This is a genomic window from Streptococcus pluranimalium, assembly GCF_047785705.1.
Lineage (GTDB): Bacteria > Bacillota > Bacilli > Lactobacillales > Streptococcaceae > Streptococcus > Streptococcus pluranimalium_A.
Genome location: NZ_JBLOJV010000005.1, coordinates 63,467 through 82,710, shown reverse-complemented (window position 1 = coordinate 82,710; position 19,244 = coordinate 63,467). Strand labels below are relative to the sequence as shown.

23 protein-coding genes are annotated in these 19,244 nt (G+C 42.3%); 18 read left to right on the top strand and 5 right to left on the bottom strand.

The window, feature by feature from the left end:
- Positions 1-310 precede the first annotated feature (310 nt).
- The 5 genes from ACMZ6Z_RS02500 to ACMZ6Z_RS02480 form a co-directional block, all read right to left on the bottom strand.
- Positions 311-1,312 (bottom strand): FecCD family ABC transporter permease, encoded by a 1,002-nt coding sequence (locus tag ACMZ6Z_RS02500; RefSeq protein WP_416131092.1) that lies wholly within the window; start codon positions 1,310-1,312, stop codon positions 311-313.
- A 2-nt stretch (positions 1,313-1,314) separates the two neighbouring features.
- Complete coding sequence (locus ACMZ6Z_RS02495; protein WP_416131085.1) at positions 1,315-2,328, bottom strand: FecCD family ABC transporter permease; 1,014 nt, start codon at positions 2,326-2,328, stop codon at positions 1,315-1,317.
- 106 nt (positions 2,329-2,434) lie between these two features.
- A complete protein-coding gene (locus tag ACMZ6Z_RS02490) occupies positions 2,435-3,385 on the bottom strand; it encodes an ABC transporter substrate-binding protein (protein WP_416131084.1) in 951 nt (316 codons plus the stop codon).
- On the bottom strand, positions 3,382-4,182 hold the full coding sequence (locus ACMZ6Z_RS02485; RefSeq protein WP_416131083.1) for an ABC transporter ATP-binding protein: 801 nt from the start codon (positions 4,180-4,182) through the stop codon (positions 3,382-3,384). Before ACMZ6Z_RS02485 ends, ACMZ6Z_RS02490 begins: the two co-directional genes overlap by 4 nt.
- A gap of 260 nt (positions 4,183-4,442) precedes the next feature.
- Positions 4,443-5,897 (bottom strand): UDP-N-acetylmuramoyl-L-alanyl-D-glutamate--L-lysine ligase, encoded by a 1,455-nt coding sequence (locus ACMZ6Z_RS02480; RefSeq protein WP_416131082.1) that lies wholly within the window; start codon positions 5,895-5,897, stop codon positions 4,443-4,445.
- A gap of 87 nt (positions 5,898-5,984) precedes the next feature.
- On the opposite strand from ACMZ6Z_RS02480, the gene ACMZ6Z_RS02475 reads away from it, so the two are divergent.
- The 18 genes from ACMZ6Z_RS02475 (at position 5,985) to yabA (ending at position 19,243) form a co-directional block, all read left to right on the top strand.
- On the top strand, positions 5,985-7,619 hold the full coding sequence (locus tag ACMZ6Z_RS02475; RefSeq protein WP_416131081.1) for a putative polysaccharide biosynthesis protein: 1,635 nt from the start codon (positions 5,985-5,987) through the stop codon (positions 7,617-7,619).
- A 202-nt stretch (positions 7,620-7,821) separates the two neighbouring features.
- The gene (gene relB / locus ACMZ6Z_RS02470; RefSeq protein WP_416131080.1) at positions 7,822-8,043 is read left to right on the top strand and encodes a type II toxin-antitoxin system RelB family antitoxin; all 222 of its coding nucleotides are present in this window, start codon (positions 7,822-7,824) and stop codon (positions 8,041-8,043) included.
- A gap of 1 nt (position 8,044) precedes the next feature.
- A complete protein-coding gene (locus ACMZ6Z_RS02465) occupies positions 8,045-8,305 on the top strand; it encodes a type II toxin-antitoxin system RelE family toxin (protein WP_416131079.1) in 261 nt (86 codons plus the stop codon).
- A gap of 153 nt (positions 8,306-8,458) precedes the next feature.
- A complete protein-coding gene (upp, locus tag ACMZ6Z_RS02460; protein WP_416131078.1) occupies positions 8,459-9,088 on the top strand; it encodes a uracil phosphoribosyltransferase in 630 nt (209 codons plus the stop codon).
- A 390-nt stretch (positions 9,089-9,478) separates the two neighbouring features.
- Positions 9,479-9,634, top strand: a complete 156-nt coding sequence (locus tag ACMZ6Z_RS02455) for a hypothetical protein (protein ID WP_416131077.1) — start codon at positions 9,479-9,481, stop codon at positions 9,632-9,634.
- 50 nt (positions 9,635-9,684) lie between these two features.
- On the top strand, positions 9,685-9,858 hold the full coding sequence (locus ACMZ6Z_RS02450) for a hypothetical protein (protein WP_416131076.1): 174 nt from the start codon (positions 9,685-9,687) through the stop codon (positions 9,856-9,858).
- Positions 9,859-9,953: 95 nt separating this feature from the next.
- Positions 9,954-10,169 carry a hypothetical protein gene (locus ACMZ6Z_RS02445; RefSeq protein WP_416131075.1) on the top strand — a complete coding sequence of 72 codons (216 nt, stop codon included), beginning with the start codon at positions 9,954-9,956 and terminating at the stop codon, positions 10,167-10,169.
- A 424-nt stretch (positions 10,170-10,593) separates the two neighbouring features.
- On the top strand, positions 10,594-11,184 hold the full coding sequence (locus ACMZ6Z_RS02440) for an ATP-dependent Clp protease proteolytic subunit (RefSeq protein ID WP_416131074.1): 591 nt from the start codon (positions 10,594-10,596) through the stop codon (positions 11,182-11,184).
- 201 nt (positions 11,185-11,385) lie between these two features.
- Positions 11,386-11,676, top strand: coding sequence for a DUF2129 domain-containing protein (locus ACMZ6Z_RS02435; protein ID WP_416131073.1), 291 nt, complete (start codon positions 11,386-11,388; stop codon positions 11,674-11,676).
- 256 nt (positions 11,677-11,932) lie between these two features.
- A complete protein-coding gene (locus ACMZ6Z_RS02430) occupies positions 11,933-13,105 on the top strand; it encodes an ABC transporter substrate-binding protein (RefSeq protein ID WP_416131072.1) in 1,173 nt (390 codons plus the stop codon).
- A gap of 97 nt (positions 13,106-13,202) precedes the next feature.
- Positions 13,203-14,072, top strand: coding sequence for a branched-chain amino acid ABC transporter permease (locus ACMZ6Z_RS02425; RefSeq protein WP_416131071.1), 870 nt, complete (start codon positions 13,203-13,205; stop codon positions 14,070-14,072).
- Positions 14,073-14,076: 4 nt separating this feature from the next.
- Positions 14,077-15,030 carry a branched-chain amino acid ABC transporter permease gene (locus ACMZ6Z_RS02420; protein ID WP_416131070.1) on the top strand — a complete coding sequence of 318 codons (954 nt, stop codon included), beginning with the start codon at positions 14,077-14,079 and terminating at the stop codon, positions 15,028-15,030.
- Positions 15,030-15,794 carry an ABC transporter ATP-binding protein gene (locus ACMZ6Z_RS02415; protein ID WP_416131069.1) on the top strand — a complete coding sequence of 255 codons (765 nt, stop codon included), beginning with the start codon at positions 15,030-15,032 and terminating at the stop codon, positions 15,792-15,794. The genes ACMZ6Z_RS02420 and ACMZ6Z_RS02415 overlap by 1 nt, the downstream gene beginning before the upstream one ends.
- A complete protein-coding gene (locus tag ACMZ6Z_RS02410) occupies positions 15,794-16,504 on the top strand; it encodes an ABC transporter ATP-binding protein (protein ID WP_416131068.1) in 711 nt (236 codons plus the stop codon). Before ACMZ6Z_RS02415 ends, ACMZ6Z_RS02410 begins: the two co-directional genes overlap by 1 nt.
- Before the next feature lie 122 nt (positions 16,505-16,626).
- Positions 16,627-17,286, top strand: a complete 660-nt coding sequence (locus ACMZ6Z_RS02405) for a CBS and ACT domain-containing protein (protein WP_416131067.1) — start codon at positions 16,627-16,629, stop codon at positions 17,284-17,286.
- A 65-nt stretch (positions 17,287-17,351) separates the two neighbouring features.
- Positions 17,352-17,999 carry a dTMP kinase gene (gene tmk, locus ACMZ6Z_RS02400; protein ID WP_416131066.1) on the top strand — a complete coding sequence of 216 codons (648 nt, stop codon included), beginning with the start codon at positions 17,352-17,354 and terminating at the stop codon, positions 17,997-17,999.
- Positions 17,992-18,900: a DNA polymerase III subunit delta' gene (locus ACMZ6Z_RS02395; RefSeq protein ID WP_416131065.1), complete on the top strand. Its 909-nt coding sequence runs from the start codon at positions 17,992-17,994 to the stop codon at positions 18,898-18,900. Before tmk ends, ACMZ6Z_RS02395 begins: the two co-directional genes overlap by 8 nt.
- 22 nt (positions 18,901-18,922) lie before the next feature.
- Positions 18,923-19,243 (top strand): DNA replication initiation control protein YabA, encoded by a 321-nt coding sequence (gene yabA / locus ACMZ6Z_RS02390; RefSeq protein WP_416131064.1) that lies wholly within the window; start codon positions 18,923-18,925, stop codon positions 19,241-19,243.
- Position 19,244 lies beyond the last annotated feature (1 nt).

The following is a 19,244-nucleotide window of genomic DNA, read 5'->3' as shown; positions in this document are numbered from 1 at the left end:
CGGAAAAAACGTCGTGACGACGAAGCCTAAACCCTCATAAAGTTAGCTACTTTAGCTATCCTCAGATCAATAATCAAATGATTCAAAGATGTCAGCTAAACTCTAGCTTTCCATATTGAGAACAAAAACCACTCCTGCTAAAAAAGTAGGAGTGGTTTTGTTGATTTGTGAGGTAACCGCCCAATAAGGAGGTATCTAGTCATCCTCTCACTCCTCAGGTATTCTGTTTTCTAATAACAGTATACCTGAGGAGTGAGAGGATGACTAGATACCTCCTTATTGGGCGGTTACGTTGTATAAAGAAGTTTCACTACCTAACTTTCATCATCAGGTACAGAAAGTATGGGGCGCCAATCATGGTGACGATGATGCCTGTTGGGATACCTGTTCCAACTAGTAGTACTCGTCCGAGAGTGTCGGCTAGGAGGAGTAGTATCATCCCAATCATGAGACTAGAGGGGATGGTGAGGCGGTGATCGACTCCCAGTAGCCTTCGGCTGATATGGCCAGCAATAAGCCCAATAAAAGTGATATTGCCAATTAAGATAACGCTAAGTGCTGCTAGGGCTATTGACAGTATTAAAACAACGAGTCGTTGTTTTTGAAGATTTAATCCCAGAGCTAGGGCGGTCTGTTCATTGAGGTTTAAGATATTGAGTGATTGGCCTTGGGCATAAGTGATTAGCCAAAGTAGACTGATCAAGGGCGAAAACCATAACACATTCGTCCATGTTCCTCCAGCAATACTGCCATTTAGCCAGCTGACAATAAAAGGTACTTTAAAAGCATCAATCTGTGAAACAATCGTTATCATCAGCCCTGATAACAGGCTAGATAGGCCGATTCCAGTGATGATGAGACGTGTTGGGTTAATACCGTGATTTTTCTTGCGAGAAATCCAGTAAACAAGCATTGTCGTCATTGTCCCACCAATCACAGCTAGAATTGGTCTTAGTGCTATTAACTGAGCATCGGAAGTTTGAGCATAGCCGATGAAAAGGGTAAGAACCAAGCCAGCTCCAGCATTGATTCCTAAAATGCCTGAATCAGCCAAAGGATTTTTAGTGAGATTTTGTAAGAGTAAGCCAGACAAGGCTAAAGATCCTCCCCCCAGAAGGCAGACTAAGACCCGTGGTAAGCGGATGTTTCTAATGATAAAGGTCATTCCCTTAGAAGAGTTGCCGGTCAGAAGGTCAACGAAATCCCAGATCGAAGCCTTGGCATAGCCAACGGATAAGGAAATAGTGACACAAAGGCCTAAGGAAAAAGCCAGCAAGGTCAAAAAAAGTTTGGTACGATTGGAGAAAACCATCATCAAAACCTCCCTCTTCTAATCAACCACAAAAACCAGGGCAAACCAATAATAGCGATAATCGCGCTGATAGGGGTTTCTGCCGGTGGGTTAATCATTCGCGAGATTACATCTACCCATAGCAAGAAAACAGCCCCAGCGTAAGCTGATAAGGGAAGAATGAAGCGATAGTCCATAGGGATCCATAGCCTAATCAGATGCGGAATAATCAGACCAATAAAAGCAATAGCGCCCACCATAGCTACAGCTCCAGCTGATAAGACTAGCACAATCATCAGAAGCATGATCGTCATGACAAAGGTTTTTTGACCCAGTGCTTTGGCGATAGCTTCATTGAGGCTGAGAATGGTTAACTGATGAGCCAATAGCTGAGCCAGTAGGAGACCTAGACTAATGATCGGAATGATAATCGTAATCATGGGCCAATTCACCTGACTCAGACCACCTGCTAGCCAACCAATAACAGTGGTTTCTAAATGCCAATAGATGGTTATGGCCTGACCGATCGCTGAAAAAAGAGTGGCAATCATCGCCCCAGCCAAAATAAGACGTAGTTGGTCATAGCCTTTTCCTTTTTGATAGGCTAAGATAAAGACCATGAAGGCAGCTAAGATCGCTCCTGCTAAACAAATCATAAGAATCTGGAGATAGTGAAGGTTGCCAATCACAGCATAAGCAATAATGAGAGCTAAACCTGCTCCTGCGTTAATCCCAAGAAGTCCAGGATCAGCAATCGCGTTTCGAGTGATACCCTGCATGATCGCTCCTGCTTGCGCCATAGCAGCACCGACAAATAAGGCAGCAAGCATGCGGGGAAGTCTAATATCAATCACAATATCTTGTACTTTGGAATCCGTTAGTGGCTTTTCTAAAGCAGTCAGCAGTGCTTGATGGGAAAAAGCAATAGCCCCAAAGCGTAGGCTGATGTAGCCTCCGATAAAAAGAGCAATCGTTAAGATGAAAAAAACAAGCCAAAGGTTTTTTGGCTTATTTTGAAAAGCATGTGAGGGTGTCATGGGAACCTTTCCAATCACGGCCTAGACTCACTCAAAATCAATCTAGGTTAGGCGATGACAGCAACATTAGAATGGATAAAGATCAAGTCAAGAAGCTATTTTTTGTTTAGGGAGTATTAGCCTTGTCAAGGGCTTGAACAAAGGCATCAAGTTGCAAGTCAAGAGACATGGGATCAGCGAAGTAGAAGAGATTGTAGTCAACCTCAAGGACACGCCCTGCCTTAATCGCAGGGATATTCTGCCAGACATCACTCTCTTTGAGAGAAGCAGCGACTTTTTGATTATCAGCATTGACATTGACGACAGCATAATCACCGATATAATCACCAATGACTTCTTGAGAAATCCCAAACCAGCCGTCTTTGAAGACCTCTTCTTGCACTTTTTGAGGAGCTTTGTAGCCTAAAGCCTTGTAAATCAACTCACTACCACGTCCAAAGGCTGGGCCGTAAAGGTAGATACTCTTGTCATAAAAGTCCATCACGGTAAAGCTAGTATCTGAAGGGAGTTTTGTAGCCAACTTTTCTTTGGTTTGAGATAATTTTTGATCCCAGTCTTGACGCCAAGTTTTAGCCTCTTTTTCCTTGGTAAAAACTTGCCCAAACTGATCCATGACTTCTAGGTAACCACTGGCACCAAATTCGATCGCAAGCACGGGAGCGATTTCTTTAAGTTTGTCAATGTTTTCATCCAGAGAAAAAACGATGATAAGGTCTGGTTCTTCTGCAGCAATAGCTTCTGTATCCGCTGATTTTAATTGTGGCAAACCTTTGAGTTGATCACCAAAAGCCACACTGTTTTTTTCCAAGTCAAGAGAATAAGATGAGACATCAATCCCTAGCTTTAGTAGGTAACCTGTATAAGAGTATGCCAGATTGACAACTTTTTGAGGGTTCTCAGGAACATCACCATAATAGGTGAACCCTTTGATTTTGGGCATGCTTGAGACTTTAGTTGGCTCAGCCTTAGCCCTATTGTCTTGTGATGAACCACAGGCCACCAAAAAAAGGCAGGCAATGATAAGAGATAGTAGTGATAAGAAATAGCGACGTTTCATAAATCCTCCGAGGGTGATAAGAGTTGATAAGAGAGTAACATAGGTCGTTGGGTGATAGGATCATCGACAATATGAGCCCTGATTTGAAAAATGTCTTTCAGACAAGCTGGTGTGATGATTGCTTGAGGGCTGCCTTGATAGCGTATTTGCCCTTTTTTCATAGCGATGAGATGGTCTGAAAAGCGTGCTGATAAATTGAGATCATGAAGTACCATAATAATGGTTTTACCAGACTCTTTGTTTAAACCTTGCAGAAGTTCAAGCACCTCTAGCTGATGGTTGAGATCGAGATAGGTGGTTGGCTCATCCAAAAAGATGGTGTCCGTGTCTTGTGCTAGTGCCATGGCAATCCAAGCACGCTGTCGTTGCCCCCCGCTGAGACTATCCACGGTGCTATTAGCCAGTTCCGTGATCTTGGTCATTTCCATGGCCCAGTGGATACGGCTTCGATCATGTGCGGTCAGCGACCCCAGGTATTTTTGATGGGGAAAGCGTCCATAAGATACCAATTCGTAGACAGTGATGCCCTCAGTTCCATCTAAGATTTGGGGGAGGAGGGCCATTTTTTTGGCCACTGCCTTAGTGGGGAGTGTCGTGATGGCTTGACTATCTAGCAAAATCTGCCCCTTCTTAACCCCAAGAATACGTGTCAAAGCTTTGAGTAGGGTTGATTTTCCACAGCCATTAGCACCGATAATGGTGGTGATAGCACCCTTGGGCAGGCTGACTGAAAGATTGTCAATAATAAGATGATCATCGTAGGCCACATCAATATGACGGGCTTGAATATCAGACAAAGCAGGTACTCCTCTTACAGTTAGAATAAGCCTTATACTCCTTATCGATCACTATCAAAGCACTGAACTTGTGACTACAGGTTCTGATTTTTCTTGAGTATGAAGTAGTATAATGAAGGCATTGGATGTATCCATTCAGGTGACAGAAACGACAGTCCGTGTTTGATTATAACATAGTAAAAGGGCTTTCAAAAGCCCTTTTGATTAACAATAATCATTCAAAAAAATATTAAGAATGATTATCAAAAAGTCAGCATCTGCTAAGTCGTTTTTAGAAATGACTTGGCAATGGCTAAGTCACCAGCATAGTCAACTCGTTTGCCATTGACAATTTGGTAAGCGTCAGCTCCTTTACCAGCAATGATGACCGCATCTCCTGATGTTTGGGTTTGTTCCATAGCGGTTTGGATCGCTTTTTTGCGGTCAATAATCAGTTGTACAGGACGATTGATGTAGCTAGCAATTTCTTGGCAGATCACTTGAGGGTCTTCAAAGTTTGGATCATCGGCCGTCAGTATAATGGACACTTCTGGATAAGCATTGATCACTCGACCAAAGTCAGCCCGACGACTTTCCCCCTTATTGCCTGGCGCGCCTAGAATAAGGGTCAAATGCCCTGTCTGATGTTGGCTGACCACATCTAGCAACCTCGTGAGACTATCTCCGTTGTGGGCATAGTCGACAAAAACGTTAGCACCATTAGACTGGGTAAGCACCTCCATCCGACCTGGCACTTTAGTTTCTCTAATCCCCTTTTGGATGGCCGAAAGACTAACCCCGAGTCTTAGGCATGCTAGTCCAGCTGCCAAGGCATTCTCCTGATTAAACTGACCGATGAGTTGAATAGCATAATGTCCAGCTAGTTTGCCTTTGACATCAAAGGAGAAGGGCAGGCTTTTTGTGATCGCGTTTTCAGCCGTTTGCCCATAATAATCATGAGGAAGCTGGTCGACCTGTTCCTTCACAACTCGAAAGTGATCCATGTCACTGTTGATGACAACAGCTCTACTGTGAGTCATTAAAAGGCATTTATGATAGAAGTAGTCCTCAAATGTAGGGTGTTCGATAGAGCCGATATGATCAGGGCTAATGTTTAGAAAAACACCGACATCAAAGCTCAAGCCATAGACACGTTTGACCAGATAGGCTTGGCTGGAGACCTCCATGATGAGATGGGTCATGCCATTTGAGACGGCCTCTGCCATCATTCTAAAAAGATCCAGGCTTTCAGGGGTGGTCAGGGCTGACTTGACAAAGGTCTTGCCATCTAGTGTGGTACTCATGGTTGATAGCATGGCTGGCTTGTGTTCTTGTCTTAAGATATGATAGGCGAAATAAGCCGCTGTTGTTTTTCCCTTAGTTCCAGTGAAGGCTAGTAGCTGAAGCTTTCTTTGAGGGTTATCATAAAAGGTCATGGCAATAAGGCTCATGGCTTGCTTGATGTCATTGACCAGAATGACTGGTATGCCAACGCCATAATCCATCTCAGAAATATACCAACTAAGTCCCTTAGAGACTGCTTGCTCGAGGAATTCAGCTTTGAAGGATGCTCCCTTAGCAAAAAAAAGGGTCTGCTCATCCACCTGACGGCTGTCATAACTGAGTTGCTCAAAAGTAACTCCCTGAAAGTGGAAGTAATAATCGTCAAAATGCTTGATATGACGGTAGTTATGGTCGTTTTTTAAAATATCTAATACGGTTTCTATTTGCATCATACTCTTATTTTAGACTTATGGTTATGGTTTTACAAGTCCTAGGCAAAAGTTTATAATAAATTAACGATAATTGAGAAGGACAAGCACATGTCAAACACTAAGACAAAAATCTCCCAGCAGGAGCTGATGATACGAGGGACTGCCTGGTCGGCGGCGGGCAGTTTTATCAGCCGATTATTTGGGGTGATTTACATCATTCCATGGTATTTGTGGATGGGCAAGCATGCCAATGAGGCAAATGCTCTTTTTACACAAGGTTACAATATCTACTCACTGTTTCTTTTGATCTCTACGTCAGGTCTTAATGTGGCTGTGGCAAAACAGATTGCCAAGTATAATGCCATGGATCGGCGTCAAGAAACCACGCGACTGATTCGAGAATTTTTGAAGGTCATGCTTCTTGTTGGGCTCATCAGTGCAGGAATCATGTTTTTCCTATCCCCAGTCATTGCGACGCTTTCGGGAGCAGGACAGCGCTTGGTGCCTGTTATCCAGAGTCTTTCTTGGTCTGTTCTTATCTTTCCTGTTATGAGTGTTATCCGTGGGATTTTTCAGGGTCATAATGATTTAGCCCCTTCTGCCAAGAGTCAGGTTGCTGAGCAGTTCATCCGTGTGATCTGGATGCTTGTGACGGCCTTTTTGATCATGAAAGTAGGATCAGGTGACTATGTCAAAGCCGTCACTCAGTCGACTTTCGCCGCCTTTTTAGGCATGCTCTCTAGCATGGTGGTCTTGGCTTATTATTTGGCAAAAGCTAACTTGTTGAAGCCTATTTTTTTTGAAAAGATAGCAGATGTCTCTGTTGATGCGAAAGGTTTATTGTTTGAGACTTTAAAAGAAGCCCTTCCTTTTATCGTGACGGGATCTGCTATCCAAGTCTTTAGTTTAATCGACCAGTTTTCTTATGTTTCCTTTATGGGGATGATAACGGATTATAGTAAGACGGACTTGCTGGTGCAGTTTGCTTATTTTGCCTCAAATCCCAATAAGGTGGTCATGCTCTTAGTATCAGTTGCCGCTTCTATGGGGGGTGTTGGGATTGCTCTGTTGACGGAGAATTATGTCAAAAAAGACATGGCAGCAGCAGCAGCCTTGATCACCAATAACCTACAGCTGCTATTTCTATTTATCATGCCTGCCATTGTTGGGATTGTTATCCTAGCAAAGCCTGTTTATGTCATCTTCTATGGTGAGCCTAATGCTATGGCTCTAGGCTTGTTTGTGGCAGCGATGGTTCAGACGTTATTTTTAGCTCTTTATATGATGTTGTCCCCCATGCTTCAAGCCTTATTTGAAAACCGAAAGGCCATCCGTTACTTCCTATACGGTTTGCTGACCAAGATCCTCTTGCAACTCCCGATGATTTTTGTTTTCCACGGCTACGGACCACTTTTGTCAACGGCTATCGCTCTGGCGATCCCGATTGTCTTAAGCTACCAGTGCTTGCGACAGTTGACTCCTATTCATCAAGAGGATTTGACAGGTCGCCTACAGTTGGTCAATGTCATGACACTTTGGATGGCTCTGATAGTAGCAGCTGTGACGCTTTTACTGAGTCTTGTCTTAAATCCTGCCAACCGAGTTCATAGCCTGATTTATGTGGGGCTTGTAGGGACAGTTGGTATAGCCAGTTATGCTTATATGTTACTGAGGACACGCCTGTTGGATCAGTTAATTGGCAGTCGTGCCGATCGCCTTCGTACCATCTTAAGAATTCCTTGATCACAAAACCAGTTGAGGTTGGGATAGCAGTCCTGACCTCTCTATGATTTTGAAAAAAATCAAGCGTAAAGCTAAGTGAGCCTAAAATTGAAAATGAGGGCGTCATCAATCAAGGCATTAGGTCGGCTTAAAATGAATGGTAACAGTTGACATTTACGAGCTATGTGTTACAATGTAACACGTAGAAACGAGGTAAGCCATAATGAGTACAGTTACTATCCGATTAAATCAAGAAGAAGAAACATTTTTTAAAAGCTATGCTAGCTTACAAGGTGCGAGTCTATCAACCTTGTTTAAGCAATCCTTGGCTCAACAAATAGAAGACGCTCATGATTTAAATATCTATAAACAAGCAAAAGCGCAATACTTAGAAGATATGGAAACAGTATCTCATGCTGATTTCAAGAAGTCGCTAGGCTTTTAAGATGTATCAAGTAGAATACTCCAAAAAGGCCCAGAAACAGATTAAGACATTAGATAAACAAATACAACGGTTGTTATTTGCCTGGATTGATAAGCATTTAGAAGGAACTGATAATCCACGAGCCAACGGCAAAGGCTTAACAGGTAACCATACCAACGAGTGGCGGTATCGTATTGGTGATTATAGGCTTATCTGTGATATTCAAGAGGAGAAACTGGTTATTTTAGCACTTGAATTTGGACATAGGAAAGCTATTTATTAGCTAGTCTTTAACTTTAAAGAGAGACTATTCATGTATAAGGAAGGATAGGGTAAATCATAGAAAGCTGAGCATATGGTAGATTACGCTATCTGTTTTACTATATTATGAGAGCGTGTTATAATAAATAAAAACAATAGAAAGTGGTTTTACATCATGGGAAAATTCCAAGTTATTTCACATCCGCTTATTCAACACAAACTCTCTATCTTGCGTCGTTCGACAACGTCTACCAAGGATTTTAGAGAATTAGTTGATGAGATTGCCATGCTCATGGGGTATGAAGTGTCACGCGACCTGCCGCTTGAAGATGTTGAGATAGAGACACCTGTGTCAACAACTGTTCAAAAACAACTAGCTGGAAAGAAATTAGCAATCGTGCCGATTCTTCGTGCTGGTATTGGTATGGTTGACGGGCTACTGAGCTTAGTGCCTGCTGCTAAAGTAGGGCATATTGGGATGTACCGTGATGAAGAAACCCTAGAACCCGTGGAATACTTGGTAAAATTACCCGAAGACATTGATCAGCGTCAGATTTTCTTAGTTGATCCTATGCTGGCGACAGGGGGATCAGCTATCTTAGCCGTAGATTCTCTAAAGAAACGTGGGGCAACTCATATTCGCTTTGTTTGCTTGGTAGCGGCACCAGAAGGTGTGGAAAAACTACAAGCAGCCCATCCAGATGTTGCCATTTACGCAGCTTCTCTTGATGAAAAGCTAAATGATCATGGTTATATTGTGCCTGGCTTGGGAGATGCTGGTGACCGTCTCTTTGGCACCAAATAGCGAGCTGTTAGGGTAGTTCGTCAGTGATAGTGTTACAGCAATCAATGACTTCTACGTTTCCATCATTCAAAGTAGTGGTGAGAGTAAGACTCTTATTCGGTATACCGTACTCACTGAAACAAAAAGTTGTGGTCAGTCTCTTACAAATCGTCCAGCGATTGATGGAAATAAATGAATCCACAGTGGCTTATTCCAAGTGTAGCACTTGGGCTTTGGCAGTAGCTAACTGCACTAAATATGATGTAAGGAAGGAAAATGGTCTTAATAGTTTTGAAAAGTAGGTTAAAAGAGTGTAAGGTGCTATAAATAGCGATTGTTAGAATACTTGTATTTTATGGTATAATAGAGTTAGCAAGGAGATTTTAAAAAGTTATATTGTTATTTGTTGTTTTGATTAGTTTATTTGTTTTTCAGAATAATGTATCAGCGGATATATCAGACGATAATATTCCTCCAATGACTTTGTCAGAGGCTTTGAAATCAGGTGAAAAGGAAGTTATAATTACAGAAATAGATATTCCAGAAGCTGAAAAAATATTGAATTGAATTCAATTCGAATGAGAATGCCGCGTTCAGCAGGGGGAGAGTGGGTGTATATGTATACTGCAGAACCATATGCATTTTACCGTCATTCAAAAACCAAGAAGTGGAAGATGATTCAAGCAACTCCAACATGGACACATGTTCAAAATACTGTTGTAAATGGTTGGTTATCTTCTATATCTGGAGGCTATGATTATGCAACTAGTTTTGGTCAAAGAAAACCTTAAAAAATGATAAATGCAATGATTGGAAATAAAAAAAGATATTTATACAAAAAATAAATGAAATATTATCTGATTCAGAATTAAAGCTGAGCAAAGAATTGGAAATTTTGCTAATAAAATCAATTGATTTGTGTGAAAAAGGAGAGAAAATAAGTTATCTTTCTTATAAAATTTATCCATGGGTGCTGGAAGAATTAACTTTGAATCAGGGTCAACCTAATAAATTAAAAATGTTTAAACGTTATTTAGAGCAGCAGAGGTGGAAGTACTATTTTGGTTCTGCTTTAGGAATGGCGTTTGCTTCTATTAGATGAGACTGGGAAAAAACTAGCTTCAGAACATAAAAAAAACGAGCATTTCGTGCATCAAAGGGTTAAAAAAGTTGTTCCATCAAGTCAGTTTGCAGAGTTTTAAGAGGAAACTCAAGAAATGAACGATTCGTAAGTGGAGTATTGACCTAGGCAGAGCCGTATTGAGAAACTTAGCTGGGGGTTAGTAACTAGTTGATAAGGGTGTTACAGTAACTGGTGACTTCTACGTTTCCATCATTCAAAGTAGTGGTGAGAGTAAGACTCTTATTCGGTATACCGTACTCACTGAAACAAAAAGTTGTGGTCAGTCTCTTACAAATCGTCCAGCGATTGATGGAAATAAACGAATCCACAATAACTTATGCCAAGTATAGTACTTGGGCTTTGGCAGTAGCTAACTGCCCTAATCTAATATTAAGGAGAAAGTATGATTCCTGTAGTTATTGAGCAAACCTCACGTGGGGAGCGTTCTTATGATATTTATTCACGTCTCTTAAAAGACCGCATTATTATGTTAACAGGTCCAGTCGAAGACAACATGGCCAACTCAGTCATTGCCCAGTTGCTCTTTTTGGATGCACAAGACCCGACTAAGGATATTTACCTTTATGTCAACACGCCAGGGGGATCAGTGTCATCTGGCTTAGCCATTGTGGACACGATGAATTTCATCAAGGCTGATGTTCAGACGATTGTCATGGGGATGGCAGCTTCTATGGGTACCATTATTGCTTCGTCTGGTGCTAAAGGCAAACGTTTTATGCTGCCTCATGCCGAGTATATGATGCACCAACCTATGGGTGGTACAGGGGGCGGTACTCAGCAGTCAGACATGGCTATTGCAGCTGAGCATCTCTTGAAAACACGCCACAAGTTGGAAAAAATCTTATCGGAAAACTCTGGGCAAACCATTGAAAAAATTCATCTTGATGCTGAGCGAGATCGTTGGATGGACGCAGAAGAAACCCTTGCTTACGGCTTTATTGATGCCATTATGGACAATAATGAGTTGCCATAAGTCATTGTTGAGAAGAGGTTGGGACAAGAGTCCTTACTCCTTGCCTTTTCCTTTATAATAAGGACCACTTACGAAGATTTCTCAAGGCAAGTCCAAAATCAATCGTTTTGATGTTTAAAGAGAAAATAGGATAGGAGGCAATGAACTAGCATGTTAGATCTAACTTAGACGCTAGCTTGATGTTAAATGAGTTGTTACTCTATGACAACTAAAGAAAAGGTCATCATGAACATAACCCAAAGAATGAGTTTAGCAGTCTATCTCTATTACAATCGTGATGTTAGGAAGCTGACAAAATGGGGTGATATTTTTTACCACTCTAGGCGTTTGAAGTATGTTATCCTCTACATTGATGGTGACAGACAAGAAGAGATCACTGCTCACTTAACTAAAATGAACGCTGTCAAGAAGGTCATTCCATCTCAGTTGGACAAGATAGACATGGACTTTGTTGGTAACCTAGGTAACCATGACGGTCACAACCAAGGATAAACTCCATAACTCCCTAAACAGAGGGTGATGAGAGGACTTTAGAACAATAATCACCCAAGAGGTTTAAAGCCTCTTTTTGCATGCTCAACAAGCCATGGTTGCCTGTAACCTTTCTTCTAAAGTGTTTTGAGGCACTGGTCTTCTTGTTTTTTCAATGTGTAAAGGATAAAAATTTAAAAAATTCAGAAAAAAGCATTGACAATTTTCTGATAATTCAGTATTATGATGTAACACAAGATTAAAGGAGATTATGATCATGACAAAACAAGTAAGATTTGCAGCACTAGCTTTGCTGAGCACAGCCTTTCTTGCAGCCTGTGGGGCTGCACCAGGAAGTTCGAATGCAACTGCAGAAGGGACAGCTATCGGTGATACCTTAAAAGTCGGACTAAACTTTGAATTAACTGGAGATGTATCTGCTTACGGGAATGTAGGTAAGAATGGTGCCCAGCTAGCCATTGACGAAATAAACCAAAATGGTGGTGTTGACGGTAAAAAAATCGAGGCTTTTGCCAAAGATAACAAGTCAGATAACGCAGAGGCTGCTACGGTAACCACTAATCTGACCACGGAAAGTCAGGTCAATGCCATTGTAGGTCCGATGGTATCTTCAGCCGTGGCGGCAGCAACTCCAAATGCTGAAAAAGCAGCTGTTCCATTGGTTGCTCCTGCAGCAACTCTGGATAACCTGACTGTCGACAAAGAAGGCAATACTAGGACATACCTGTTTCGCGCCACCTTCATTGATAGCTATCAAGGTCAAGTACTTTCAAGATTTGCGACTGAAGACCTAAAAGCTAAAAAAGTTGCACTTTACTATGACAACTCAAGCGATTACGCCAAAGGAATTGCTAAGGAATTTAAAAAGCAATTCAAAGGAGACATTGCTAGCGAGGCAACTTTCCAAGCTAAGGATACTGATTTCCAATCGGCATTGACAAAACTAAAAGATGCTGATTTTGATGCCATTATCATGCCTGGCTATTACCAAGAAGCTGGAACAATCATCAAGCAAGCACGTGAAATGGGCATTGACACTCCAATCTTAGGTCCTGATGGTTTCGCTGATGACAAACTCATCGAGTTAGCAGGTGATAAAAACACATCCAACGTTTACTATGTTTCAGGTTATTCAGCAAACACGTCCACTAAAGCATCTGATTTTGCTAAAGCCTACAAAGAAAAATACGGTGAGGAACCATCAATGTTTGCAGCTCTTGGCTATGACTCTGTTTATATGGTAGCTAAAGCTGCTAAAGGGGCAAAAACCTCTAAAGACATCGCAGGCAATCTAGCTAAGACAAAAGACTTTGAAGGTGCAACAGGAACCATGACCCTTGATAAGTCACATAACCCAATCAAATCGGTCTCAGTTGTTGGTCTTACAGATGGTAAGGAAAGTTCAGCCACTGTTGTTGAAGCTGACTAAGAGACTTTTAATTGCCACAAGATATGGCACAGGCTAACATCTGGGGAGTATTCCTTCTCAGATGTTCTTATTTTGATAGAAAGTTTGGTAAACGTTTATGTTACAGCAGCTTGTCAATGGTCTCATTTTGGGAAGTGTTTATGCACTATTGGCACTAGGTTATACCATGGTTTATGGGATTATCAAGTTGATTAACTTTGCCCACGGAGATGTCTATATGATGGGAGCTTTTGTTGGCTACTATCTGATTTCAACCTTTCAGATGAATTTTTTTGTGGCACTCTTATTGACCATGCTCATCACGGCAGGGCTTGGGGTTGTGATTGAATTTTTGGCCTATCGGCCTCTTCGTCACTCAACGCGTATTTCAGCCTTAATCACTGCTATTGGGGTTTCATTTTTCTTAGAATATGGCATGGTTTATCTTGTAGGAGCAGAGGCGCGTGCCTTTCCCCAAGCCATGCAAACCATCAAGTATGATTTTGGCAACATCAGTGTAACCAATATTCAGCTAATCATCTTAGCAGTGTCTGTTATCCTGATGTTGGGGCTAAATGTCATTGTCAAAAAAACCAAGATGGGTAAGGCTATGCGTGCCGTTTCTGTTGATAGTGATGCGGCCCAGTTGATGGGGATCAATGTTAATGCCACCATCAGCTTTACGTTCGCACTTGGATCAGGTCTTGCCGGTGCTGCGGGAGTCCTTATTGGACTGTATTACAACACCATAACCCCTCTTATGGGGACAGCACCAGGACTTAAAGCATTTGTGGCGGCTGTTTTGGGTGGGATTGGTATCATTCCAGGGGCAGCTCTTGGTGGCTTTATTATCGGTATGCTAGAAACCCTATCTACAGCCATTGGTCTGTCGAGTTACAAGGATGCAGTCGTCTATGCTATCTTGATTATGATCCTCTTGGTTCGTCCAGCAGGTATTCTTTTGAAAAATAAGAAGGAGAAGGTATAAGCAAATGACAAAAACGATTCAATCAATCCTAGCTTGGCTGGGGCTTATTGTCCTTATGTTTCTTGTTCTCAATCTGCTGATTGGCTCAGGGATTTTGGGGCTTTACCATGTGCAGATTTTAATGGGTATTGGGATCTCAATCATCATGGCTATGGGAACCAATTTGGTTCTTGGTTTTTCTGGGCAATTCTCTCTAGGTCAAGCAGGCTTTATGGCTATTGGGGCTTATACCACAGCGATCATGACTCAGTCCAACCCAACCTATGTCGGCTTTTACCTATCCATGCTTATCGGATCAGCTCTGGCTGGTCTCATAGCAGTAGTGGTTGGTTTTCCCACCCTTCGTCTAAAGGGGGATTACTTAGCGATTGCGACCCTTGGGGTTTCTGAGATTATCCGTATTGCGATTGTCAATGGTGGCGACTTGTCCAATGGCGCAGCTGGTTTAACGGGTGTCTTACCTTACACATCGTGGCAGGTTGTTTTCTTCTTTGTGGTTTTGTTTGCCGTACTCTTGATGAATTACCTGCGCAGTGCGATTGGTCGTCAGGTGATTTCTGTCCGTGAAGATGAGATTGCAGCCGAGTCCATGGGCGTCAATACCACAAGGGTCAAGGTCATTACCTTTGCCATTGCAGCTATGACAGCAGCTGTGGCAGGCTCCTTGTACGTGGGTTATATCGGAACGATTGCCCCAAAAGATTTCACCATCATGCGCTCCATTGATTATGTGATTATCGTGGTGTTGGGAGGTCTAGGATCGATGACTGGTGCTATCCTTGCAGCGCTTGTCTTAGGGGTACTTAATATGTACCTGCAAAACGTTGCGGAACTCCGAATGATTATTTACTCATTAGCCTTGATTTTGGTTATGGTTTTTCGCCCAGGTGGTTTGCTAGGCACCAAGGAGTTACGCTTATCGCAGTATTTTCAAAAAAATAAAGGAGGAAATCACTAATGGCTTTACTTGAGGTTAACCATTTAACGAAGCATTTTGGTGGCTTGACAGCTGTTGGTGATGTGACCCTATCCCTTAACGAAGGCGAATTAGTTGGACTCATTGGGCCAAATGGTGCAGGTAAAACAACGCTTTTCAACCTTCTAACGGGTGTCTATGAGCCGTCTGAAGGGACAGTGATTTTGGATGGCACCTTGCTAAACGGTCAAAAACCCTATAGCATCGCTTCACGAGGTCTATCTCGGACCTTCCAAAACATTCGTCTCTTTAAAAACATGACGGTGCTGGATAATGTTCTGCTTGGTATGAGTAATACCAACAAATCACATGTCTTTTCTTCTCTTTTACGTTTACCAACGTTTTATACGAGTGAGAAAGCCTTGCGCCAAAAAGCTATGGACTTGTTAGCGATTTTTGGACTGGATGGGAGTGCCAACAATCTAGCAAAAAACCTACCTTATGGTCAGCAGCGTCGTCTTGAAATCGTACGTGCTCTAGCTACCGAACCGAAAATTCTATTTTTAGATGAACCAGCTGCAGGGATGAACCCTCAAGAAACAGCTGAACTAACAGCACTCATTCGTCAAATCAATCATCAATTTGGCATTACCATTATCTTGATTGAGCATGATATGAGTCTGGTCATGGAAGTGGTTGAACGGATATATGTTTTGGAGTATGGGCGTGTGATTGCACAAGGCACGCCAGAAGAGATCAAAATGAATAAACGCGTGATTGAGGCTTATCTTGGAGGTGATATTTAATGGCTATGTTAAGTGTAAACCAGTTATCCGTCAGCTACGGTGCTATTGAGGCAGTGAAAAACGTTTCCTTTGAGGTTCATGAAGGAGAGGTCGTTTCCTTGATTGGTGCTAATGGTGCTGGTAAAACCTCTATTCTGCGAACCATATCAGGATTGGTTCGTCCTAAAGAAGGAAGCATTGAGTTTCTTGGAAAGGCTATTCAAAAAATCCCTGCTCGAAAAATCGTAGCTGAGGGCTTGTCTCAAGTGCCAGAAGGCCGTCACGTTTTTGCGGGATTAACCGTTATGGAAAACCTTGAAATGGGCGCTTTTTTGAGAAAGGACAAGCATCAAAATCAAAAAAACCTCAAGCGTCTGTTTGACCGTTTTCCACGTCTTGAGGAGCGAAAGCATCAAGATGCAGCCACTCTCTCAGGTGGTGAACAGCAGATGCTTGCCATGGGGCGTGCCCTCATGAGTCAACCCAAGCTCTTACTACTTGATGAACCATCGATGGGTTTGGCTCCTATCTTTATCCAAGAAATTTTTGATATCGTGCAGGACATTCAACAACAAGGGACAACAGTTCTCTTGATTGAGCAAAATGCCAGTAAGGCTCTCTCGATTGCTGATCGAGGCTATGTTCTAGAGACAGGGAAGGTCGTCTTGTCTGGAACAGGACAAGAACTCCTGGCCTCAGATCAGGTTAAAAAAGCCTACTTAGGTGGCTAGATAAAGGGAGTAAACATTCTTAACCTGTATGATTTGGGTGTCCTTGTTTTAGCTTTTATATTATTTTTTATGATGATTGATAGCTAGAATTGCGATATGTTACCAACCAAAGGAGGGCTGATATGGCCGTTAAAGATTTTATGACTGCAAAAGTCATCTATGTCTCACCAGACACAACTGTGGCTCATGCGTCTGATAAAATGAAGGGTCAGGAGTTGCGTCGCTTGCCTGTGATTGAGAATGACCGCTTAGTAGGCTTGGTGACAGAGAACACCATGGCTGATGCCATGCCATCAAAAGCAACCAGTTTATCCATCTATGAGATGAATTATTTGTTAAATAAAACCACCATTCGTGACATCATGATTCGTGATGTGATCACTATTTCACAGAATGCCAGTCTTGAAGATGCCGTTTACACTATGATGAAGCATAAAATCAGTGTCTTACCAGTCGTGGATAATGAGCAATTATATGGCATCATTACCGATCGTGATATTTTCAAGGCTTTTCTCCAAGTGTCGGGTTATGGCGAAGAGGGGATCCGTCTAACAATTCTGTTGGATGATACCATCGGTAGCTTAGAGACTGTGGTTAGCCTGATTAGTGAGGCTAATCTAAACATTCACCGAACGGTAGTCGCTAATCATAAATCTGGGAAAACCTTAGTTGAAATTCAGATTCAAGGGCAAGCAGATACTAGGTTATTACAAAAAGCTTTGGAAGAACAAGGAATTACTGTTGCTAGCATTATCCAAACAGAGGCTAGAGCTGGATTTTAAAAGATGGCAAAACGGCAAGACTTCTTGTCGTTTTTTTGAGGAAATTCTGCTAAAATAGAGTTACTATGACTAATGGATTTTTGATTTCCCTTGAAGGGCCTGATGGCGCTGGTAAAACCACTGTTTTAAAACAGGTGATTCCCAAATTACGAGATGTTGTTGGCAAAGAGATTGTTCCAACGCGTGAGCCAGGAGGCGTTGCGATTGCAGAGGCCATCCGCCAGGTGATTTTAGATGTCAATCACACGGCTATGGACGCAAAGACGGAGCTGCTACTTTATATTGCAGCACGCCGGCAGCATTTGATCGAGAAAATAGTGCCAAATCTTGAACAAGATGCCATCGTCATTGTTGATCGTTTTATCGATAGCTCGGTAGCTTATCAGGGTTATGGTAGAGGCTTGGCTGTTGCTGATATTGCTTGGCTCAATGATTATGCGACAGATCATCGTCAACCTGACTTAACCATCTATTTAGATGTGACCTCAGAGCTTGGTTTAGAGCGTATTGCCACAAATGCAGATCGTGAAATCAATCGTCTGGATCTGGAGAAGCTAGATATGCACCAAAGGGTGCGACAAGGCTACCTATCGCTTTTGGAGCAAGCTCCTCATCGGATTTCCTTAATTGATGCCAGCCAATCGATTGACAAGGTCGTGGAAGAGGTTGTGGCTCTTATTATCAAAAGGTATCAGGAAACAAAACATGTCTAAGAATGCTTTAACACGTCTACTAGAGCAGCAGCAACCTAAACTCTTGGATGACATCAGACATATCCTAAAAAGTGGCATGATAAGTCATGCCTACCTCTTTACAGGAGGTTTTGCCTCGTGGGAGATGTCCCTTTGGTTGACACAATACCAATTTTGTGAGGCCATCGAAGACCTTGAACCATGTGGTCAGTGTAGGACTTGTCGCTTGATTTTAGAGAATGATCTGACAGATGTCACTATTTTGGAACCCACTAATGGCATCATCAAGACAGATAGTGTGCGAACACTTTTAAACCGTTTTTCGAGCTCTAGTTATGAGGGTAAGGCTCAAGTCATTATCATCCGAGATGCTGATAAGATGCACGTCAATGCTGCTAATAGTCTTTTGAAGGTTCTAGAAGAGCCACAAAGTAAAGTCAATGTGATATTACTAGCTGAGGATGCCACTCATCTCTTGCCGACCATCAAAAGCCGTTGTCAGCAGTTTCATTTCCAGAAACACGGGGACATCATTCAGGCGGAGCTGGAGCAGATGGGGTTATTACGTCATCAGGCTGTTCTGCTTTCAGAGCTAGTGTCATCTGTTGATGAGGCTAAGCGTCTAGCCAGTGATCAAAAGGTTTTACAAGATCTCAATCTGCTGGAGCGTTTTGCTAAACTCCTACTAGCAGATCAAGAGAAGGCTTATTTGGAGGTTAGCCGTTTGGCTAGTCAGATGACAGACAAGGATAGCCAAGACATGGCTTTTCAGTTATTAGTGATCATTCTTGGTCACACCTTAACAAAGAATCAGGTTTTTGATGTTTTAGATCGGCTAATACTGGCTAGAAACATGTGGCAAGCCAATGTCAGTTTTCAGAATGCTTTAGAGTACATGATTTTAAAGTTGTCGGTAAGATGAGGGTCAAGAGGAGGTAGCTGTGGTGGCTAAAAAAGATTTATTTGATGCGTTTGATGGGTTTTCTCAAAATCTCATGGTTACCTTAGCCGAGATAGAAGCCATCAAAAAGCAAGTCCAAGATTTGATGGAAGAAAATGCAACCTTAAGCTTAGAAAACAGTAAGTTGCGAGAGCGTTTGGCTCAGTTCAGTGAGCAACAGTCTGATAAGCACCACCATCAGACCAAGCAGCATTTGGATATGATCTACGAGGATGGTTTTCATATCTGTACAGACTTTTACGGGCAAAGACGTGAAAACGATGAGCAGTGCGCCTTTTGTCTCGAGTTGCTTTATAGGGAGTGAT